16 protein-coding genes are annotated in these 19,612 nt (G+C 64.8%); 8 read left to right on the top strand and 8 right to left on the bottom strand.

Translation table 11 applies throughout. The annotated features are described in order from the left end of the window. Window positions 1-68: 68 nt before the first annotated feature. A complete protein-coding gene (locus tag FHR73_RS17915) occupies window positions 69-1,265 on the top strand; it encodes an HDOD domain-containing protein (protein ID WP_183633045.1) in 1,197 nt (398 codons plus the stop codon). Here the strand turns inward: FHR73_RS17915 and FHR73_RS17910 are convergent. The 6 genes from FHR73_RS17910 to oscA all read right to left on the bottom strand — a co-directional run bounded on the left by FHR73_RS17910 (window position 1,262) and on the right by oscA (window position 6,990). Continuing rightward, a complete protein-coding gene (locus tag FHR73_RS17910; RefSeq protein WP_409258697.1) occupies window positions 1,262-2,713 on the bottom strand; it encodes a methyl-accepting chemotaxis protein in 1,452 nt (483 codons plus the stop codon). The genes FHR73_RS17915 and FHR73_RS17910 overlap by 4 nt on opposite strands. Before the next feature lie 241 nt (window positions 2,714-2,954). After that, entirely contained in the window at window positions 2,955-3,923 is a 969-nt protein-coding gene (locus tag FHR73_RS17905; protein WP_183633042.1) for a sulfate/molybdate ABC transporter ATP-binding protein, read from the bottom strand. Window positions 3,924-3,929: 6 nt separating this feature from the next. Beyond that, the gene (cysW, locus tag FHR73_RS17900; protein ID WP_183633041.1) at window positions 3,930-4,796 is read right to left on the bottom strand and encodes a sulfate ABC transporter permease subunit CysW; all 867 of its coding nucleotides are present in this window, start codon (window positions 4,794-4,796) and stop codon (window positions 3,930-3,932) included. 10 nt (window positions 4,797-4,806) lie between these two features. Further along, complete coding sequence (cysT, locus tag FHR73_RS17895; protein ID WP_133861341.1) at window positions 4,807-5,619, bottom strand: sulfate ABC transporter permease subunit CysT; 813 nt, start codon at window positions 5,617-5,619, stop codon at window positions 4,807-4,809. 106 nt (window positions 5,620-5,725) lie between these two features. Then, window positions 5,726-6,727 (bottom strand): sulfate ABC transporter substrate-binding protein, encoded by a 1,002-nt coding sequence (locus FHR73_RS17890; RefSeq protein WP_183633040.1) that lies wholly within the window; start codon window positions 6,725-6,727, stop codon window positions 5,726-5,728. A gap of 77 nt (window positions 6,728-6,804) precedes the next feature. Beyond that, window positions 6,805-6,990, bottom strand: a complete 186-nt coding sequence (gene oscA, locus FHR73_RS17885) for a sulfur starvation response protein OscA (protein WP_183633039.1) — start codon at window positions 6,988-6,990, stop codon at window positions 6,805-6,807. A 251-nt stretch (window positions 6,991-7,241) separates the two neighbouring features. Here oscA and desA point away from each other — a divergent pair, with 251 nt between their 5' ends. The 3 genes from desA (at window position 7,242) to FHR73_RS17870 (ending at window position 11,685) form a co-directional block, all read left to right on the top strand. Continuing rightward, window positions 7,242-8,435: a delta-9 fatty acid desaturase DesA gene (gene desA / locus FHR73_RS17880; RefSeq protein WP_183633038.1), complete on the top strand. Its 1,194-nt coding sequence runs from the start codon at window positions 7,242-7,244 to the stop codon at window positions 8,433-8,435. Between the two features lie 113 nt (window positions 8,436-8,548). After that, window positions 8,549-9,526 (top strand): sensor domain-containing diguanylate cyclase, encoded by a 978-nt coding sequence (locus FHR73_RS17875; protein WP_183633037.1) that lies wholly within the window; start codon window positions 8,549-8,551, stop codon window positions 9,524-9,526. 782 nt (window positions 9,527-10,308) lie between these two features. Next, entirely contained in the window at window positions 10,309-11,685 is a 1,377-nt protein-coding gene (locus FHR73_RS17870; protein ID WP_183633036.1) for an OprD family porin, read from the top strand. Window positions 11,686-11,745: 60 nt separating this feature from the next. Here FHR73_RS17870 and aguA read toward each other — a convergent pair whose 3' ends face one another. Next, window positions 11,746-12,843: an agmatine deiminase gene (gene aguA / locus FHR73_RS17865; RefSeq protein ID WP_183633035.1), complete on the bottom strand. Its 1,098-nt coding sequence runs from the start codon at window positions 12,841-12,843 to the stop codon at window positions 11,746-11,748. Between the two features lie 141 nt (window positions 12,844-12,984). Then, window positions 12,985-14,361 (bottom strand): glutamine synthetase family protein, encoded by a 1,377-nt coding sequence (locus FHR73_RS17860; protein WP_133861334.1) that lies wholly within the window; start codon window positions 14,359-14,361, stop codon window positions 12,985-12,987. A 406-nt stretch (window positions 14,362-14,767) separates the two neighbouring features. Between FHR73_RS17860 and FHR73_RS17855 the strand changes: the two genes are divergently transcribed. The 4 genes from FHR73_RS17855 (at window position 14,768) to FHR73_RS17840 (ending at window position 19,494) form a co-directional block, all read left to right on the top strand. After that, window positions 14,768-15,517, top strand: a complete 750-nt coding sequence (locus tag FHR73_RS17855) for a gamma-glutamyl-gamma-aminobutyrate hydrolase family protein (RefSeq protein ID WP_183633034.1) — start codon at window positions 14,768-14,770, stop codon at window positions 15,515-15,517. A gap of 34 nt (window positions 15,518-15,551) precedes the next feature. Beyond that, complete coding sequence (locus FHR73_RS17850; protein WP_027600160.1) at window positions 15,552-16,910, top strand: glutamine synthetase family protein; 1,359 nt, start codon at window positions 15,552-15,554, stop codon at window positions 16,908-16,910. Between the two features lie 22 nt (window positions 16,911-16,932). Beyond that, on the top strand, window positions 16,933-18,291 hold the full coding sequence (locus FHR73_RS17845; RefSeq protein WP_183633033.1) for an aspartate aminotransferase family protein: 1,359 nt from the start codon (window positions 16,933-16,935) through the stop codon (window positions 18,289-18,291). A 105-nt stretch (window positions 18,292-18,396) separates the two neighbouring features. Continuing rightward, the gene (locus FHR73_RS17840; RefSeq protein WP_183633032.1) at window positions 18,397-19,494 is read left to right on the top strand and encodes a polyamine ABC transporter substrate-binding protein; all 1,098 of its coding nucleotides are present in this window, start codon (window positions 18,397-18,399) and stop codon (window positions 19,492-19,494) included. Window positions 19,495-19,612 lie beyond the last annotated feature (118 nt).

Raw genomic sequence — 19,612 nt, 5'->3', positions numbered from 1 at the left:
ACTTGGCATTATTTCTGCTTTGACGCATTATCCGCCGCTTCGCTTTCCTCAAGCAGGAGTGGGTTGGGATGCCGCCCCTGATACTTATCGTCGACGCCAATCCCTGGACCCGCGACCTGCTCAAGTCGCTGGTGCTGGCCGTGCGTGCCGATGCCCTGGTGCAGGAATACGGCCATGGCTATCAGGCCCTCGCCGAACTGGATCAGCGAAAGAGATGCGCCCTGATCATCGTCGAGCGACCGGCCGATTGCGATGGACTCGACCTGCTGCGCCGCATCCGTCAGCGCGGCGCCCAGCCGCTGCAGCCGGTGATCCTGCTGTCTGAACAGGCCGATGCCGCCTATGTGCGCGCGGCCCTGCGTCTGGCGCCAACCGCCTATCTGGTCAAACCCTATGCGGCGGAAGAGGTGTTGCGCCGTCTGCGCAGCCTGTTGCCGCCCGCGGGGGACGAGTCCCGGACGGCCAGTGTCGCGGCGCTGGGCTCCCTGGACGATCATCTGCAGCGCATGGCCGCCGAAATCGACGCCGTGCCGCTGTTCGCCGATCTGCCGGCCATCATCGAGCGCTGTCGCGAGAGCGAGAGCTGCAGCCTGGACGAACTGGAAACCGAATTCGGTCAGGATCCCCTGGTCACGGCGACCCTGATCGCGGCGGCCAACAGCGCCTCCCAGCGTGTCGGCCAATCCTGCCAGACCCTCAGCCAGGCCCTGCCGCGGCTGGGCGTCGGCTTCACCCTCAATCTGGTCCTCGGCCTGAGCCTGCGGCGGGCGACCCGTCTGGCCGAGCCGCTGCTGGCCGGACGCGCCGAAGGCTATCTGCGCCTGGCCCAGCGCGCCGCCGACTGCGCCCGGCTGCTGGCGCTACGCTATGTGCGCGAAGACGCCGAGCGCTGCTATACCGCCGGCCTGCTGCACCGCCTGGGTGAACTGGCGGTGCTGCAAGGCGTGCAGCGCTGGTGCGACGGGGGTGGCGCCATCGAGGAGGCTGCGCTGGAGCGCGCGCTGCTGAGCTACAGCTTGGAGTTCTCCGCGGAATTGCAGCGGCACTGGCGACTACCGCTGGAGCTGCGCGAGCTGGTGGCCGCGGTGCACAGCCTGCACGGCGTGCTGCCCAAGCCGTCGCTGATCCTGCACCTGGCGGCGCAGGCGGCGAATCCCGCCCCGGGCGAGTCCCTCGATGCCCTGCTCGAGCACAAGGCCGGGCGCATGCTCGGTCTGGAAGCGGCGGTCTGGCAGCTGGCGGTCACCCAGCTCAAGCTGGCCTAGCGCGCGCTGTCGGGACGATAGCCCAGGCGCAGTCCACCCCAGTGGCGGCCGTTCACCAGGATCGGCACCGAAAGGTCGTGCATCACCTCGCCGGTGTCTCTCATGTAGGTCTGCAACAGCAGGCGACGCTGATGGCTGCCGCAGCGCTTGCCGGTGCGATCGCCGAAGAGGCGCTTGCTGCGACTGCGCGCCGTATCCACGGCCACGTCGCCGGTGGGTGCATGGGCGAAGGCGCGGTTGTGGGTGGGCACATAGCCTTCCGGCGTACAGGCGATGGCGAACACCAGGCCGGGATGCTGGTCCAGCAGCGGCTCCTGGATCGCCGGTAGCACGCCATCGGTATAGCTGTCGAAACGGGTGCGGTACTTGGCCGGCTGACTGCCGGGCACGGGCTGGTACTGGCGGTCGAAGAGGGCGTCCTGGGTGATGCGCCCGGCGGCCAGGTCTTCCTCGAAGCGCCGGCCGATGGCATCCGCGCCCTGGCGCGCCAGTTCGAAGATGCGCTGGTGATAGCTGTCCAGGCCGACCTCGGCCAGGCGTTCGCTGCTGGCCTCGGCCATGTCCACCAGTTCGTCGGCGGCGCTGCTGAGCCGGCTGGTCTGGCGCTCGCTGTCGGCCAGATCGCTGTGCACCTGCTCCACCGCCTGGGCCAGGCTTTCCAGCTGGGCAAGATTGGCCGAGGTGCCCTGCGCGATGTCCGCGGCCTGGCGCTCGGCGGTCTGCGCCAGCTGGGCGATCTCCTGCAGGCCCTCGCCGGTGCGTTCGACCTGGCGCACGCCGTCGTCCAGCGCCTGGGCCAGTTGCTGGATCTGCGCTACCACGGCGTCGGTCTGCTGGCTGATGTCGGCGACGATCAGCCCCACCTCGCCGGTCGCGCTGGAGGTCCGCGCCGCCAGCCCCCGGACCTCGTCGGCGACCACCGCGAAGCCGCGCCCGTGTTCCCCGGCGCGCGCGGCCTCGATGGCGGCATTGAGCGCCAGCAGGTTGGTCTGGCTGGCGATACCCTGGATGACCTCGGTGACCTGCTGGATCTTGTCGGTACGGGCACTCAGGCCGGCGATCAGTTCGCGACTCTGGCGGGCGTGCTCGCTGAGGGCGCGGATGGCGGCGATCGCCGCATTCAGGGCTTCCCGCCCGGCCTCGCTGCGCTGGTGCACCTGCTGCGCCACCGCCAGGGCCTGGCGGGCGCTGCCGGCGCTGTCATGCTCGGTCTGGGTAAGGGACGTGGCACTGCTGGAGATCTGCGCCGCCGTGCTGGCCTGGGATTGCACTCGGGCCGCCAGTTGCTGGGCGGCAAAGGCCACGCCAGCGATGGCCACGGCGTTGCGCGCCGTGCTGCGCGAGAGATCGCTGGTCAGCGCGTCGAAGGACTGGCTCGGCGCGGGCGGCGCCGGGGGCCTGCGCAGCAGCAACCAGGGCCAGAGGGCAGCGGCGAGCACCAGTGCCATGCCGGCGGCGATGGGGAGCGCCAGCCACTGCCAGAGCAGCAGCGCGGCCACGAGGATGACCAGGTGAAGCGACAACACGACGGGCCAGCGCCTGGGCATGCGACCTCCTTGTTATTCTGCTCGATCGAGGACGAAGTGTGACGGGTGTCAGCTTCGTCGATCATGGAGCCCGCTTTCCGGAGGTTGCAACCGCTGTCTGGTCCCGGCAGCTACGACTTTGGTCTTAGCCGCCGCGGCGGACTCAGGGCGTACGCGGCAGGAAATGCAGCGGCGCACCCCGTTGCAGACCGGCCAGCACCGGGTGGTCCTTGACCAGCTCCACCTCGATCACCTCGGTCTGCTCCGGCACTCTCAGGGTGACCCGGGTGGTGGCGCCCAGCGGCCGGATGTCGCGCACTTCGGCGGCGTGATAACCCGCTCGCGGCTCACGCTCCAGCTCCACCTCGTGCGGACGGAACAGCACCTCCTGCTCGCCCAGGGCCAGGCGGTTGGAGTCACCCAGGAAGTGATAGACGAAGTCGCTCGCCGGCTGCTCGTAGACCTCGCCGGGCGAGCCGACCTGCTCGATCTGGCCCTTGTTCATCACCACGATGCGGTCGGCCACCTCCATGGCTTCTTCCTGGTCGTGGGTGACGAACACCGAAGTCAGGTGGATCTCTTCGTGCAGCCGTGCCAGCCAGCGGCGCAGCTCCTTGCGCACCTTGGCATCCAGGGCGCCGAAGGGTTCGTCGAGCAGCAGGATCTTGGGCTCCACCGCCAGCGCGCGAGCCAGGGCGATGCGCTGGCGCTGACCGCCGGAGAGTTGCTCGGGATAGCGATCGGCCAGCCAGTCGAGCTGCACCATGTTCAGCAGCTCGTGCACCTTGCTGGCGATCTGCGCCTCGCTCGGCCGCTCGCGGCGCGGCTTCATGCGCAGGCCGAAGGCCACGTTGTCGAACACCGTCATATGGCGGAACAGCGCGTAATGCTGGAAGACGAAGCCGACGTTGCGATCGCGCACGTCACGCCCGGAGACGTCTTCGCCATGGAAGCCGATATTGCCGGTGTCCGGCGCTTCCAGGCCGGCGATGATGCGCAGCAGGGTGGTCTTGCCGCAGCCCGAGGGGCCGAGCAGGGCGACCAGCTCGCCACTCTCGATGTGCAGGTTGATGTCCTTGAGCGCCTGGAAGGCGCCAAACCTCTTGTTGATACCCTGGATCTCGATACTCATGGCGCCTTATTCCTCGTCACGGTGCTGCAGTTGGCGGCTCAGGCGACTCTCGCTCCACTGCCGCAGCAGCAGGATCACCAGGGCCATCATCAGCAGCAGGATCGCCACGCTGAAGGCGGCGACGATGTTGTACTCGTTGTAGAGAATCTCGATATGCAGCGGCAGGGTGTTGGTCAGGCCGCGGATATGGCCGGAGACCACCGACACCGCCCCGAACTCGCCCATGGCCCGCGCGGTGCAGAGCACCACCCCATAGATCAGCGCCCATTTCACGTTGGGCAGGGTCACGTGCCAGAACAGCTGCCAGCCGCTGGCGCCCAGCAGGCGCGCCGCCTCCTCTTCCTGGGTGCCCTGTTCCTGCATCAGCGGGATCAGTTCGCGGGCCACATAGGGAAAGGTGACGAAGATCGTCGCCAGCACGATGCCGGGTACGGCGAAGACGATCTGCACATCGACGCTCTGCAGGTAGGGGCCCATCAGGCCCTGGGCGCCGAACAGCAGCACATAGATGAGACCGGCGATCACCGGCGAGACCGAGAAGGGCAGGTCGATCAGGGTGATCAGCAGACTCTTGCCGGTGAACTCGAACTTGGTCACGCACCAGGCCGCGGCCAGGCCGAAGGCCAGGTTGAGGGGCACCGAGATGGCGGTGGCGAACAGCGTGAGCTTGAGCGCCGAGAGCGCATCCGGTTCGCTGATGGCGTCCCAGAAGGCGCCGATGCCGTTGGCCAGGCCCTGGCTCAGCACCATGTACAGCGGCAGCACCAGGACCAGCAGGAAGATCAGCCAGGCGCTGGCGATCAGCGCGATGGCCACCGGCGTGCGCTGCTTGTTGGCGCGCGCATCGGCCTTGGTGGAAGTCATGAGGCTCATGCGGACGTCCTTAGATGTTGGGCTGGATGCGGCGCTGCAGGATGTTGATCAGCAGCAGCATGACAAAGGACACCAGCAGCATGAACACGCCGATGCCGGTGGCGCCGGTGTAGTCGTACTGGTCCAGCTTGGAGACGATGAGCAGCGGCAGGATCTCGGTCTTGAACGGGATGTTGCCGGCGATGAACACCACCGAGCCGTACTCGCCCACGCCGCGGGCGAAGGCCAGGGCGAAACCGGTCAGCCAGGCCGGCAGCAGGGTCGGCACCAGCACGTAGCGGAATACCTGCCACGGGCGCGCGCCCAGGCAGGTGGCGGCTTCCTCGATCTCCTTGGGGATGTCCGCCAGCACCGGCTGCAGGGTGCGCACCACGAAGGGCAGGGTGACGAAGATCAGCGCCAGGGTGATGCCGATCGGGGTATAGGCGATCTTGAAGGGAAACAGCGAACCGATCATGCCGTTGGGCGCATAGAGCGCGGTCAGGGCGATGCCGGCCACCGCGGTGGGCAGGGCGAAGGGCAGGTCGACCATGGCATCGATCAGCTTGCGCCCGGGAAACTCGTAGCGCACCAGCACCCAGGCCAGCAGGGTGCCGAGGATGCCGTTGACCAGGGCGGCGAGCAGGGCCGTGCCGAAGGACAGCTGTAGCGCGGCCAGCACCTGGCGCCCGGTGATCAGCGACCAGAACTGCCCGAGGGTCAGCTGGCTGGCATGGAGGAACATGGCGCCCAGCGGGATCAGCACGATCAGCGCGAGGTAAGTCAGGGAGAATCCCAGGGTCAACCCGAAGCCGGGTATGACCGGGGAGAGACGGCGAGACATGAGACGTCCTTCTGCAAGGCGCCCCGGCGATGCATTCGCCAGGGCGCAGAGGGGTGGAACGATACCTGTTCCGGGCCGGTCAGCGTGAGCCGTCCCGGCCGGGGCGCTATTTGTTGATGTCGGCGAAGATCTTGTCGAACACGCCGCCGTCGGCGAAGTACTTGGGCTGCGCCTCTTTCCAGCCGCCGAATTCCTGATCGATGGTCACCAGCTTGACCGGCTTGAACTGATCCTTGAATTCCGCGGCCACCTTGGCATCGCGGGGGCGATAGAAATTCTGCGCGGCGATGCGCTGCCCCTCGGGGCTGTACAGATACTGCAGGTAGGCCTCGGCCTGCTTGCGCGTGCCCTTCTTGTCGACCACCTTGTCCACCACGGCCACCGGCGGCTCGGCCAGGATCGACAGCGACGGGGTGACGATCTCCAGCTGGTCGCCGCCTTCTTCCTTCAGGGACAGATAGGCTTCGTTTTCCCAGGCGATCAGCACGTCGCCCAGCTGGCGCTGCACGAAGCTGATGGTGGCGCCGCGTGCACCGGTGTCCAGCACCGGGGCGTGGCGATAGAGCTCGGTGACGAACTTGAGCGCCTCGGCATCGCTGCCGTACTTGGCCTTGGCATAGGCCCAGGCGGCGAGGAAGTTCCAGCGGGCGCCGCCGGAGGTCTTGGGATTGGGGGTGATGACCTGGACATCCTTCTTCACCAGGTCGTCCCAGTCCTTGATGCCCTTGGGATTGCCCTTGCGCACCAGGAAGACGATGGTCGAGGTGTAGGGGGTGCTGTTGTCCGCCAGCCGCTTCTGCCAGTTCGGGTCGACCAGCTGCTGGCGCAGATTGAGGGCATCGATGTCGCCGGACAGCGCCAGGGTCACCACGTCGGCCTGCAGGCCATCGATCACCGAGCGCGCCTGCTTGCCTGAGCCGCCATGGGAGTTCTTGATGGTCACGTCTTCGCCGGTCCCGGTCTTCCAGTGCTTGGCGAAGGCGGCGTTGTACTGCTGATAGAGCTCGCGGGTCGGATCGTAGGACACGTTGAGCAATTCAACGGCGTGGACCTGGGTGGCGAACAGGGCACCAGCCAGCGCGGCCAGGGCGAAACGGCGAATCGACATGAAAAGGCTCCTTGACGTGAGAAAGCCGGACACCGTCTGGCGGGCGCCTTGCCCGCTCGTCCGCTGACCTCGAGAACTCAATGCTTGTTGGCTTGGCCGGTCTGAGGCCGGAATTTTTCCTTGCGCTCGATCTGCACCACCTGCCCGTTGTGCACGGTGATCTCGATGGCGCCGAATCTCAGCCCGCGCAAAGCCTGCTGGATATCGCGGAGCAGTGCGGTTTCGTCCTGGTTTTCCAGGCTGCGGAACGGAACGGAGCTCATGGGGTGGCGTCCTCGTGTACAGCGGTGGGCGGGGAGGTGGCGCCATCTTAGAGGGCTGATCTTTATTTCTTAAAATTGCTAATAATGCTTTGTTTATTCACTTTTAGAATTAGCAGTCTGTGAAGGACACGTTGTGTAGCAAAAGGGAGGGCTGGATTTATCGCCCACCCCGGCAATAATGCGCGAACGCCTGTTCACTGAACTTTCTGTGACAGTTGCACTACACAACCCGCGCGAGGTCCTTTGCGTCCATGAGCTACAACGGCCTGCTTGACCTGTCGGTCTGGCAACTGGTGGTGGTCACCCTGCTGCTGACCCACCTGACCATTGTCAGTGTCACCGTCTACCTGCATCGCTACTCCGCCCACCGTTCGCTGGAGCTGCATCCCGCGCTCAAGCACGCCTTCCGCTTCTGGCTGTGGCTGACCACGGCGATGAACACCCGCGAGTGGACCGCCATTCACCGCAAGCACCACGCCAAGTGCGAAACCGAAGAGGATCCGCACAGCCCGGTGCACAAGGGCCTCGCCACCGTGGTGCGGCGCGGCGCCGAGTTGTACAAGGCCGAGGCGAACAACGCCGATACCCTGCGCATCTATGGCAAGAACTGCCCGGACGACTGGATCGAGCGCAAGCTCTACTCCAATCCGCGCACCCGCAACATGGGTGTGGTGCTGTTGCTGCTGATCGACATCGCCCTGTTCGGCGCCCTGGGGCTCACCGTCTGGGCCGTGCAGATGGTCTGGATTCCCTTCTGGGCCGCGGGTGTGGTCAATGGCCTGGGCCATGCCGTGGGCTATCGCAACTTCGAGTGCCGCGATGCCGCCACCAACCTCATTCCCTGGGGCATCGTCATCGGCGGCGAAGAGCTGCACAACAACCACCACACCTACCCGAACTCGGCCAAGCTGTCGGTCAAGCGCTGGGAATTCGACATGGGCTGGGCCTGGATCAAGCTGTTCACCTGGCTGCGTCTGGCCAAGGTCAACCGTGTCGCCCCCATCGCCCATCGCATCGAAGGCAAGGGGCAGCTGGACATGGACACCGCCATGGCCATCCTCAACAACCGCTTCCAGATCATGGCCCAGTACCGCAAGCAGGTGATCGGCCCGCTGCTGCGGCAGGAGCGCGGCAGTGCGGCGCCCTCCCAGCGTCCGCTGTTCCGTCGGGCGCGTGGTCTGCTGGCCCGCGAGACCAGTCTGCTCAAGGCCCGCCATCAGGTGCGCATCGACGAACTGCTCGAGCACAGCCAGGCGCTGAAGCTGATCTACGAAAAGCGCCTGGCGCTGCAGCAGATCTGGGCCCGGACCAGCGCCAACGGCCACGACATGCTGGCCGCGACCCGGCAGTGGATCGGCGAAGCCGAAGCGAGCGGCATTCAGTCGCTGCGCGAATTCGCCGAACAGCTGAAAACCTATTCCCTGCGGCCGGCCGGAACTGCTTGAGAAAGGCTTCACAAAAGCCCACCGAAGCGGTGGGCTGCTCTATGCGGGGATTGAACCAGGCTGGTTTCAGCTGTCTCTAACTCCCTCAGGACCCCGCGTAGGCGCATTTGTATATGGATGAACAACCCTCTCTGTCTGCTCTTCCCACTCCGGAAGAGAATCTGCTGGCTCTCCTGCATTCGCGGGCCGAGACAGATCGCCTGCGTGACCGGGAGCAGCTGTTCAGCGCGCTGCTGGAAAGCGTCAATGCGGTGCTCTGGGCCCTGGACTGGCGCACTCGCCAGATCATCTATGTCAGCCCTGCCTACGAACAGATCTTCGGTCGCTCCCAGTCCCTGGTATTGAGCGACTACAGCACCTGGCTCAACAACATCTATCCCGACGATCTGGAATACGCCCAGCGCACCCTGGAACAGGTGATCGAGCAGGGCGCCGTGGAATCGCGCGAGTACCGCATCATCCGCGCCGACGGCGAGATCCGCTGGCTCAGCGACAAGTGCTTTGTCAGTCAGCGCAGCGAGGCTGGCATGCCGCTGCTGGTGGTGGGCATCGCCGAAGACATCACCGACAAGAAGCGCATGGAGGAGGAGCTGCAACGGCTCGCCACCACCGACGTCCTGACCCGCAGCAGCAACCGTCGGCACTTCTTCGAGAGTGCCCAGCGCGCCTTCGAATTCGCCCAGAACGAAGGCGAGCCCCTGGCCTTCCTGTTGCTCGACATCGACGACTTCAAGAAGATCAATGACCGCTTCGGTCACCAGATGGGTGATCAAGTGTTGCAGCGTGTTGCCGAATGCGGCGCCCAGACTACCCGCCGTGGGGATCTGTTCGGCCGTATCGGCGGCGAGGAATTTGCCCTGCTGCTGCCGGGCTGCGACAGCGATCTGGCGTTGCAGATCGGCGGGCGCCTGCAGCGCGCCGTGCGGCAGTTGGCGGTACCCAGCGCCGAGGGCCCGCTGAAGGTCACCATCAGTCAGGGTGTCACCGTGTTGCGGGAGGGCGACGAGTCCCTCGACACCCTTTATGTGCGGGCGGACGAGGCCATGTACCGCGCCAAGCGCCAGGGCAAGGATCAGGTCGTCCAGGGCTGAATACCCCTTGCCAGGCCGCGCCGATGACAGCTCGGCCGGCTTGGGTCGCGGTTCTGCCGACCGCCGTCATGCCATCCCCCACCCGGTCCGCTGCGACCTTGCTTCCTTGTCCATCTGGCCTGCAGCCGATCTCTTCTTCTTGTCCTGTTGGCCGTCCTGGCTGAAGCGGCGGCACCCCATCGATGGGAAAGAATTTCCTGCGTGACCGATTGGGCAAGATCGCCCTTGCGGCAGGGCACGTGATGCGTCACGCCGGGCGAAAGACGTCGTCTTCAGGGCCATTCCACTGAAAGAGCCGTCGCAAAAAATTACAAGTCCTTGAAGCAGATAGGGAATTCCTTTAGATCCTGCTTTTTTGATGCTTGAGATTGGTCGATTTTCAAGGCCGAGCCAGTGCCTTGGGAGGCCCGTCCCAGAGCCTCAGTGCGTACGGATTGGGCGGGTGTTCCCCCAGGAAACGGCGAGCCGTTCCATAGGCGTAGGCAGCGCAGGTTCCCTCGGGACATGACCGAACAGTCAGAGGGGAAGACCACAGGGCGGGTTTTCAACCAGGTATCGCTAGACGAAATGCTTTTTTGCAATTAGCTTTCGCAACGTGGAAGACGGTGGCAGGGACCCTGTGCTGGAGGTCGCAACTTAAAAGTCGACCAGGCCCGGGATAATTCTCCAAATTGAAACAAAAGCCCTCTAGCTTTCCCTTCCGCACGGCCCGTCGGGCATACCACCAGCAGGCGCTGACACCTCTGGTGGCCGCATAACAACGATTCACCCCTGGAGCACTCATGGTCAAGAAGCCACTGGTGGTCGCGGTCTCCGCGGCCTGTCTGAACCTGTCCCTCATTGCCGCCGCCCACGCTGCCGGCTTCGTCGAAGACAGCAAAGCCACCCTCAGTCTGCGTAACTTCTACATCAACACAGACAACCGCAACGGTACTGCCAATCCTTCCCGCGTGATGGATTGGGGTCAGGGCTTCATGCTGAACTACCAGTCGGGCTTCACCCAGGGCACCGTTGGCTTCGGCGTCGATGCGGTCGGCATGCTGGGCCTGCGTCTGGACAGCGGTGGCAAGGCCAACGGCGGCAACGGTGGCAGCGTGCAGAACGGCACCATGTTCCCGCGCGACACCGATAACAGCGCTGTAGACGAGTTCAGCAGCCTGGGCGCTACCGCCAAGATGAAGATCTCCGAAACCGAATTCCGCTACGGCACCCTGATGCCGAAGCTGCCGGTCGTGGTCTCCAACGACGGTCGTCTGCTGCCGCAGACCTACCAGGGTGCTCAGATCACGTCCAAGGACATCAAGGACGTGACCCTGACCGCCGGCCAACTCGAGCGCGCCAAGAACCGTAACTCCACCGACGAAGACGATCTGTCCATCGCCGGTTCCAACGGTGCTGCGAATGCCGCCCTGCGTCGCAACAGCGACCATTTCCGCTTCGTCGGTGCCGACTACAAGGTCACCAAAGACCTGACCCTGCAGTACTACTTCGGTCAGCTGGAAGACTTCTACAACCAGCACTTCCTGGGCCTGGTGCACAGCGTCAAGCTGGGCGACGGTACCTTCAAGACCGACCTGCGCTATTTCGATAGCAACAGCCAGGGCGAGAACCGCAAGGCCGACAGCACCGGCCTCTACGTGTCCAGCGGCTACTACGGTGGTACCCGTACCACTGGCGAGATCGACAACCGCCTCTACAGCGGCCTGTTCACCTACTCGATCTACGGCCACACCTTCGGTCTGGGTTATCAGGGCAGCAACGGTAACAGCGCCTTCCCCTACCTGAACGAGAACGGTGGCGCTTCGACCTATGCCATCACCGATATTCAGATCAACAACTTCACCCGTTCCGGCGAAGACACCTGGCAGGCTCGCTACTCCTATGACTTCGCTCAGCTGGGCGTCAAGGGTCTGACCGCTGGCGTCATCTATCAGCGCGGTGACAACATCCGTACCCGTACTGGCGACGCCATGGAATGGGAACGCGACCTGACTGTCAGCTACGTGATCCCGGAAGGCCAGCTGAAAGGTCTGGGCTTCACCTGGCGTAACGCCATGCTGCGTTCCGACCTGCCGGCCGTTTCGCAAGCCGGTGTACCGGGCCAGCGTGACGTCGACGAAAACCGTCTGATCGTCAGCTACACCCTGCCGCTGCTCTGAGCCGCGCTCAGGTCAGAAAAAAGCCCGTCGCGAGACGGGCTTTTTCGTTTCCGCCGGAAATCAGTGACCGGTCGGCTGCTGCTGGGTGATGCAGTGGATGTTGCCACCGCCGAGCAGGATCTCGCGGCCGGGAACCTGTACCACCTCGTGCTCCGGGAAGCAGGCCTGCAGCGTACGCAGCGCCTCGGCGTCCTCGGGAACGCCAAAGGTCGGGGCGATGATGCCGCCGTTGACGATGAGGAAGTTGACGTAGGAGGCGGCCAGCCGCTCACCGGCTCGGCGTGGCTGGGTGCCAAGGCAGGCATCCACGTCGCGGCATTCTTCTTCGCTGGCGAACAGCGGACCCGGGGTGACGATCCGGTGCACCTTGAAGGTGCGGCCGCGGGCATCGGTTTCGCGCTCCAGCACGGCCAGGGCCTCGCGGCAGCGGCTGTAGTTGGGGTCGGCCTGGTCGTCGCACCAGCTCAGCAGCACCTCGCCCGGGCGCACGTAGCAGCAGAAGTTGTCCACGTGGCCGTTGGTTTCGTCGTTGTAGAGACCGTGGGGCAACCAGATGACCTTGTCCACCGCCAGGTAGTCGCTCAAGTAGTGCTCGATCGCTTCGCGATCCAGGTGCGGATTGCGATTGGCGTTGAGCAGGCATTCCTCGGTGGTGATCAGGGTGCCTTCGCCGTCGACGTGGATGGAGCCGCCCTCGAGGACGAAGTCCGGGGTGCGATAGCCCGGCAGATTCTCAATCGCGAGGATCTTGCCGGCGACCTGGTCATCGCGCTGCCAGGGGAAATAGAGGCCGCCATCCAGGCCGCCCCAGGCATTGAAGCTCCAGTCCACCCCGCGCACGCCACCCTGGCCGTCGCTGACGAAGGTCGGGCCGGTATCGCGGCACCAGGCGTCGTCATTGCTGATTTCCACCACCCGGATGTTCGGGTGCTGCAGGCGGGCACGGGCATTCTCGTACTGATGGGCCGAGGCGCCGATGGTCACAGGCTCGAAACGGGCAATGGCCTGGGCGACCGCGGTGAAGGCGGCCTGGGCGGGCTTGCCGCCCAGGCGCCAGTTGTCCGGGCGCTCGGGCCAGATCATCCAGATCTTGCGCTGGTCGGCCCATTCGGCCGGCATGTGGAAGCCGTCGGCACGCGGCGTGGTGAGGGTGGTCATGGCGAGGCTCTCCGTCCAGAGTCGTCTTGGGCTGATAAGGGAAAGAATCGAAAGGGCGCCGCGGGCGTGAACACGCACAGGGCGCCAGAGGTACTGCAGAACAGCTGCCGACCGGAGCGGGACCGGTCGGCAGGCTGGCGCTTACACGGTGTGCAGGTACCAGTTGTACTCGAGGTCGGAGATGGAGTGCTCGAACTCCTCCAGCTCGTGCTCCTTGCAGGCGACGAAGATGTCGATGTACTTCGGGTCGATGTACTCCGCCATCACCGAGCTGTCGTCCAGGTAGCGCAAGGCATCGCGCAGGTTGTTCGGCAGGCTCTGCTCGTGCTGCTCGTAGGAGTTGCCCTCGGTGACCGGACCGGGTTCGATCTGTCGGGTCAGGCCATGGTGCACGCCGGCCAGGACGCCGGCCAGCAGCAGGTAGGGGTTGGCGTCGGCCCCGGCTACCCGATGCTCGATGCGGTGCGCCTCCGGCGTGCCGGTGGGGACGCGCAGGGCGGTGGTGCGGTTGTCCAGGCCCCAGCTCGGCGCATTGGGCACGAAGAACTGCGAGCCGAAGCGGCGATAGCTGTTCACGTTGGGGCAGAGGAAGGCCATGCAGGCGGGTAGGGTCTCGAGCACACCGCCGATGGCGTGACGCAATGCGGCGTTCTGCTCGGGATCCTCGCCGGCGAAGATGTTGCGGCCGTCCTTGTCCAGCAGGGAAATATGTACGTGCAGGCCGTTGCCCGCCTGGCCCGGATAGGGCTTGGCCATGAAGGTGGTGTCCATCTCATGGTCATAGGCGACGTTCTTGATCAGGCGCTTGAGCAGCACGGCGTAGTCGCAGGCCTTGATCGGATCGGCAACGTGATTGAGGTTGACCTCGAATTGCGCCGGAGCCGATTCGGCGACGATGGCGTCGGCCGGAATGCCCTGGGCGCGGGCGCCGTCGATGATGTCCTGCAGGCAGTCCGCATACTCGTCCAGATCGTCCATGGAATAGACCTGGACCGACTGGGGACGCTTGCCGGAAATAGGCGAGCGGGGCGGTTGCGGGCGGCCGTTGATGTTCTCCTGATCGATCAGATAGAACTCCAGCTCGAAGGCGGCGCAGACGGTGAGTCCGAGCTCGTCGAAACGCTGGACGACCTGACGCAGGACCTCGCGGGGATCGGCGAAGAAGGGCTCGCCTTCCATCTCATGCATGGTCATCAGCAGCTGCGCGGTGGGGCGCTTCTGCCAGGGTTCCATGGAGAGGGTATCGGTGATGGGGAAGCAGACGCGGTCGGCGTCGCCGATGTCGAGCCCGAGACCGGTGCTTTCGACGGTGGAGCCGGTGATGTCGAGGGCGAACAGCGAAGCGGGGAGGTTGATTCCTTTCTCGAAGACTTTGGGCAGATTGGTGCGCTCGATGCGTTTGCCACGCACCACGCCATTCATATCCGCAATCAGAAGATCGACGAACTGGACCTCAGGGTGCTCCCTGAGGAAGTCGGTCGCTTCATCCAAACGAACGGCACGCGGGGGTACCGACATGATGAAACACCTTTGCTTTTGGCTGCGCTCGACAAAACGGTTAGCGCCTGATGCGCCTGTTTGCCCAGTGGGCCAACCGCAGTGAGGGCACGAGTGCCCGCTGTCGATCCGACAGCGACCTGAGAGTACGGTCTCGCCTGCGCTCCGACGCTTTGTCAGCGCCCCTGTTAAAAATATCAATCAGCGGAGTTACCACTCTGGAGTCAATCCGAAAGGCGGACCAAAGTCAACTGGAGGCACCCCTGCTCAGGGGTGGTGCGCAGGTGCCTGTTTTTGGCGCATTCAGAGGCGCTGGAATGCCTCTGTTTCGCCGCTCCTGTGCAGAATCTCGAAACTTTTTGCCGGTGGTTGTGAAAAATAACGAACAAGACTAGGCTCGGATGATTCCTGTTCAACCCGGTGTCCCATGTCCGCGCTGCCCCTCATAGGTGTCACAGCCTGTACCAGGCAACTAGGCCTGCATCCCTTTCACATCGCGGGCGACAAGTATCTGCGCGCGGTGGTGGAGGGGGCCGAGGGCATGCCGCTGGTGATTCCGGCCCTGGCCGATCTCATTGCCACCGAGGCCTTGCTCGGGCGCCTGGACGGTCTGCTGTTCACCGGGTCGCCATCCAACGTCGAGCCCCATCATTACCAGGGTACGCCCAGCGAGCCCGGCACCCTGCACGATGCGGCTCGCGATGCCGTGACCCTGCCGCTGCTGCGCGCCGCCGTGGCGGCCGGGGTGCCGGTGCTGGGCATCTGCCGCGGCTTTCAGGAAATGAACGTGGCCTTTGGCGGCAGCCTGCACCAGAAGGTGCACGAGGTCGGCTCCCTCATGGATCACCGCGAACGCGGCGAGACCCTGGAGGAGCACTATGGTCTCCACCATCCGGTCGAGGTCCAGCCAGGCGGCCTGTTCGAGGCCTTGGAGCTGCCGGCTCGCTTCGACGTGAATTCCATCCATGGCCAGGGTATCGATCGCCTGGCACCGGGGTTGCGTGCCGAGGCACTGGCGCCCGACGGCCTGATCGAGGCCGTCTCGGTCCGCGAGGCCCGCGCCTTCGCCTGTGGCGTGCAGTGGCACCCGGAATGGAGGGTGCGCAGTCACCCGGTCTATCTCGCCTTGTTCAGGGCGTTCGGCAAGGCCTGCAAGGCGCGCGCTGCCGAGCGCTGATGCTGTTCACCCCGCTCGAACCTTCGAGGTCTTTATGAGCACCCCGCTTGACCGGCTCACCGCCTGGTTGAAAGAACGCAAGATCACTGAAGTGGAATGCCTGGTCGCCGATCTGACCGGCATCGCCCGCGGCAAGATTTCCCCCACCGCCAAGTTTCTCAACGAAAAGGGCATGCGCCTGCCGGAGAGCGTGCTCCTGCAGAGCGTGACCGGGGACTATGTCGACGACGACATCTACTACGAGTTGCTCGATCCGGCCGACATCGACATGCACTGTCGCCCGGACGATCGCGCGGTGTTCCTGGTGCCCTGGGCACTGGAGCCCACCGCCCTGGTGATCCACGACACCTACGACAAGCGCGGCATCCCCATCGAGCTGTCGCCGCGCAACCTGCTCAAGAAGGTGCTCAAGCTCTATGCCGAGCACGGCTGGCAGCCCATCGTCGCGCCGGAAATGGAGTTCTACCTGACCAAGCGCAGCGACGACCCCGACTATCCGCTGCAGCCGCCGGTAGGTCGCTCCGGGCGCCAGGAAACCGGGCGCCAGTCCTTTTCCATCGATGCGGCCAACGAATTCGATCCGCTGTTCGAAGACATGTACGACTGGTGCGAGGCCCAGGAACTGGATCTGGATACCCTGATCCACGAGGAGGGCACCGCGCAGATGGAGATCAACTTCCGCCACGGCGATCCGCTGCACCTGGCCGACCAGATCTTCGTCTTCAAGCGCACCCTGCGCGAGGCGGCGCTCAAACACAACGTCACCGCCACCTTCATGGCCAAGCCCATGACCGGCGAGCCCGGCAGCGCCATGCACCTGCACCAGAGCGTGGTGGACCTGAAGACCGGCAAGACGGTGTTTTCCAACCCCGATGGCAGCATGAGCGAACTCTTCCTGCACCACATCGGTGGCCTGCAGAAATACATTCCCGAGGCGCTGCCGCTGTTCGCCCCCAATGTGAATTCCTTCCGCCGCTTCCTGCCCGACACCTCGGCGCCGGTCAACGTGGAGTGGGGCGAGGAGAACCGCACCGTGGGCCTGCGCGTGCCGGATTCCGATCCGCAGAATCGCCGGGTGGAGAATCGCCTGGCGGGTGCCGACGCCAATCCCTACCTGGCCCTGGCGGCCAGCCTGCTGTGTGGCTATCTGGGCATGATCGAGAACGTCTCGCCCAGTGCGCCGGTGCAGGGTCGCGGCTACGAGCGTCGCAACCTGCGCCTGCCGCTGACCCTGGAAGCCGCCCTGGAGCGCATGGAGCAGTCGGCCACCTTGGAGCGGTATCTGGGGAGTCGCTTCACCCGCGGCTACGTCGCGGTGAAGCGCGCCGAGCACGAGAACTACAAGCGCGTGATCAGTTCCTGGGAGCGGGAATTCCTGCTGCTCAGCGTCTGACCGCGATCCGAGGAGAGGCTTCGTGAATACCTTTACCACCGCCCATTGGCAGGACCTGAGTCGCCGGCATCTGCTGGCGCCGTTCACCGACTATCGCCAGCTCAACGAGAAGGGCGCGCGCATCATCACCCGCGCCGAGGGGGTGCACCTCTGGGACAGCGAGGGTCAGCGCATCCTCGACGGCATGGCCGGGCTCTGGTGCGTCAACGTCGGCTACGGCCGTGAAGAACTGGTCGAGGCGGCCAGTCGCCAGATGCGCGAACTGCCCTATTACAACCTGTTCTTCCAGACCGCCCATCCGCCGGTGCTGGAGCTGGCCAAGGCCATCGCCGAACTGGCGCCGGAGGGCATGAACCACGTGTTCTTCACCGGCTCCGGCTCGGAGGCCAACGACACCGTGCTGCGCCTGGTGCGCCATTACTGGGCGACCAAGGGCCAGCCGGAGAAGCGCGTGGTCATCGGCCGCTGGAACGGTTACCACGGCTCGACCCTGGCCGGTGCCAGCCTGGGCGGCATGGCGGCGATGCACGAGCAGGGCGGCCTGCTGCCCGACATCGTGCATATCCCGCAGCCCTACTGGTTCGGTGAAGGCGGCGAGATGAGTCCGGAGGAATTCGGCATCTGGGCGGCCGATCAGCTGGAGCGGAAGATTCTCGAGGTCGGGGAGGAGCGCGTCGCCGCCTTTATCGCCGAACCCATCCAGGGCGCCGGCGGGGTGATCGTGCCGCCGGAAAGCTACTGGCCGCGGGTCCGCCAGATCCTCGACAAGTACGACATCCTCTTCATCGCCGACGAGGTCATCTGCGGCTTCGGTCGCACCGGCGAATGGTTCGGCAGCCAGTACTACGGCAACGCTCCGGACCTCATGCCCATCGCCAAGGGGCTCACCTCCGGCTACGTGCCCATGGGCGGCGTGGTGGTGCGCGACGAGGTGGTCAGGGTGCTCGACGAGGGCGGCGAGTTCTATCACGGCTTCACCTATTCCGGGCATCCGGTGGCCGCGGCCGTGGCCCTTGAGAACATCCGCATCCTGCGCGACGAGGGCATCGTCGACCGGGTTCGCAGTACCACGGCACCCTATTTGCAAAAGCGCTGGGCGGAGCTGGCCGACCACCCGCTGGTGGGCGAGACCCGTGGCGTCGGCATGGTGGCGGCGCTGGAGCTGGTGCGCGACAAGCAGACGCGGACGCGCTACGAGGGCGGGGCGGGCATGCTCTGTCGCGAGCACTGCTTCCGCAACGGCCTGGTGATGCGCGCGGTGGGCGATACCATGATCATCGCGCCGCCGCTGGTGATCACGCCGGAGTCCATCGACGAACTGGTCACCCTGGCGCGCCTGAGCCTCGATCAGACCCATGCGGTGCTGCGCCAGCGTGGCTAATGGCCGCCAAGGCTTGAGCCCGGCGGCGGACCTTGCCAGACTGCGCGCGGGCGCTGGCCGCGCACCGAATCAAAAGACCAACGATGACTTGAGGAGCACCACCGCATGAATGTTTTTGGCAAGACTCTTCTAGCGCTGAGCCTGGCCGGCCTCTTTGCCGGTAACGCCTCGGCGGACCCCAAGGTCCTGCACGTCTACAACTGGAACGACTACATTGCCGAAGACACCATCGCCAACTTCGAGAAGGAGTCGGGGATCAAGGTGGTCTATGACGTCTACGACAGCAACGAGACCCTCGAAGCTAAGCTGCTCGCCGGCCGTTCCGGCTACGATGTGGTGGTGCCGTCCAACTCCTTCCTGGCCAAGCAGATCAAGGCCGGCGTCTACCAGCCGCTGGACAAGTCCAAGTTGCCCAACTACAGCAACCTGGATCCGCAGCTGATGAAGACCCTGGAAGTCAGCGATCCGGGCAACCAGTACGCCATCCCCTACCTGTGGGGCACCATCGGCATCGGCTACAACCCGGCCAAGGTCAAGGCCGCCCTGGGCGACAATGCGCCGGTGGATTCCTGGGACCTGATCTTCAAGCCCGAGAACCTCTCCAAGCTCAAGGGCTGCGGCGTGGCCGTGCTGGATTCGCCCACCGAGATCATTCCCGCCGGTCTGCACTACCTTGGCTACAAGCCAGATAGCCAGGATCCCAAGGAGATCAAGGCGGCCGAGGAGCTGTTCCTCAAGGTGCGTCCGTACATCACCTATTTCCACAGCTCCAAGTACATCTCGGACCTGGCCAACGGCAACGTCTGCGTGGCGGTCGGCTATTCCGGCGACATCGCCCAGGCCAAGGCCCGCGCGGCCGACGCCAAGAACGGCGTGACCGTGGCCTACAACATTCCCAAGGAAGGCGCCGGCACCTTCTTCGACACCATGGCCATTCCCAAGGATGCCGAGAATCCCGAGGGCGCACTGAAGTTCATCAACTACATCATGGAGCCCAAGGTGATCGCGGCGGTCAGCGACTACGTGCAATATCCCAACGGCAACAAAGAGGCGACCCCGCTCGTAGCTGAAGCGATTCGCACCAACCCGGGGATCTATCCGACCCAGGAAACCATGGCCAAGCTGTACGCCTTCCCGGATCTTCCGGCCAAGACCCAGCGTCTGATGACCCGTACCTGGACCACCATCAAGTCCGGCAAGTGAGTTCGGTCGCCGCGTGCGGCTGAAAGGACGGCACGCCGGAGTCACTCCGGCGTGCCGTCCGTCTGTATGGACCGCTGAAAGGGTGTCGCCGCCGATGCCCACCATGAAAGGAGCCGCC

The organism is Pseudomonas sp. AS2.8, assembly GCF_014190935.1.
In the GTDB taxonomy this organism is placed as follows: Bacteria; Pseudomonadota; Gammaproteobacteria; order Pseudomonadales; family Pseudomonadaceae; genus Chryseomonas.
The sequence above is the reverse complement of the archived record's forward strand: the minus strand, read 5'-3'. Positions and strand labels throughout refer to the sequence as shown.

Excerpts from the sequence above, each read along its gene's own strand:
- oscA (WP_183633039.1), bottom strand. The coding sequence starts at position 6,990 with ATGAGCTCCGTTCCGTTCCGCAGCCTGGAAAACCAGGACGAAACCGCA.
- FHR73_RS17910 (WP_409258697.1), bottom strand. The coding sequence starts at position 2,713 with ATGGCACTGGTGCTCGCCGCTGCCCTCTGGCCCTGGTTGCTGCTGCGC.
- cysW (WP_183633041.1), bottom strand. The coding sequence starts at position 4,796 with ATGAGCCTCATGACTTCCACCAAGGCCGATGCGCGCGCCAACAAGCAG.
- FHR73_RS17915 (WP_183633045.1), top strand. The coding sequence starts at position 69 with ATGCCGCCCCTGATACTTATCGTCGACGCCAATCCCTGGACCCGCGAC.
- FHR73_RS17855 (WP_183633034.1), top strand. The coding sequence starts at position 14,768 with ATGTCCGCGCTGCCCCTCATAGGTGTCACAGCCTGTACCAGGCAACTA.
- FHR73_RS17890 (WP_183633040.1), bottom strand. The coding sequence starts at position 6,727 with ATGTCGATTCGCCGTTTCGCCCTGGCCGCGCTGGCTGGTGCCCTGTTC.
- FHR73_RS17875 (WP_183633037.1), top strand. The coding sequence starts at position 8,549 with ATGGATGAACAACCCTCTCTGTCTGCTCTTCCCACTCCGGAAGAGAAT.
- FHR73_RS17840 (WP_183633032.1), top strand. The coding sequence starts at position 18,397 with ATGAATGTTTTTGGCAAGACTCTTCTAGCGCTGAGCCTGGCCGGCCTC.
- FHR73_RS17905 (WP_183633042.1), bottom strand. The coding sequence starts at position 3,923 with ATGAGTATCGAGATCCAGGGTATCAACAAGAGGTTTGGCGCCTTCCAG.
- FHR73_RS17870 (WP_183633036.1), top strand. The coding sequence starts at position 10,309 with ATGGTCAAGAAGCCACTGGTGGTCGCGGTCTCCGCGGCCTGTCTGAAC.
- desA (WP_183633038.1), top strand. The coding sequence starts at position 7,242 with ATGAGCTACAACGGCCTGCTTGACCTGTCGGTCTGGCAACTGGTGGTG.
- FHR73_RS17850 (WP_027600160.1), top strand. The coding sequence starts at position 15,552 with ATGAGCACCCCGCTTGACCGGCTCACCGCCTGGTTGAAAGAACGCAAG.
- aguA (WP_183633035.1), bottom strand. The coding sequence starts at position 12,843 with ATGACCACCCTCACCACGCCGCGTGCCGACGGCTTCCACATGCCGGCC.
- cysT (WP_133861341.1), bottom strand. The coding sequence starts at position 5,619 with ATGTCTCGCCGTCTCTCCCCGGTCATACCCGGCTTCGGGTTGACCCTG.
- FHR73_RS17860 (WP_133861334.1), bottom strand. The coding sequence starts at position 14,361 with ATGTCGGTACCCCCGCGTGCCGTTCGTTTGGATGAAGCGACCGACTTC.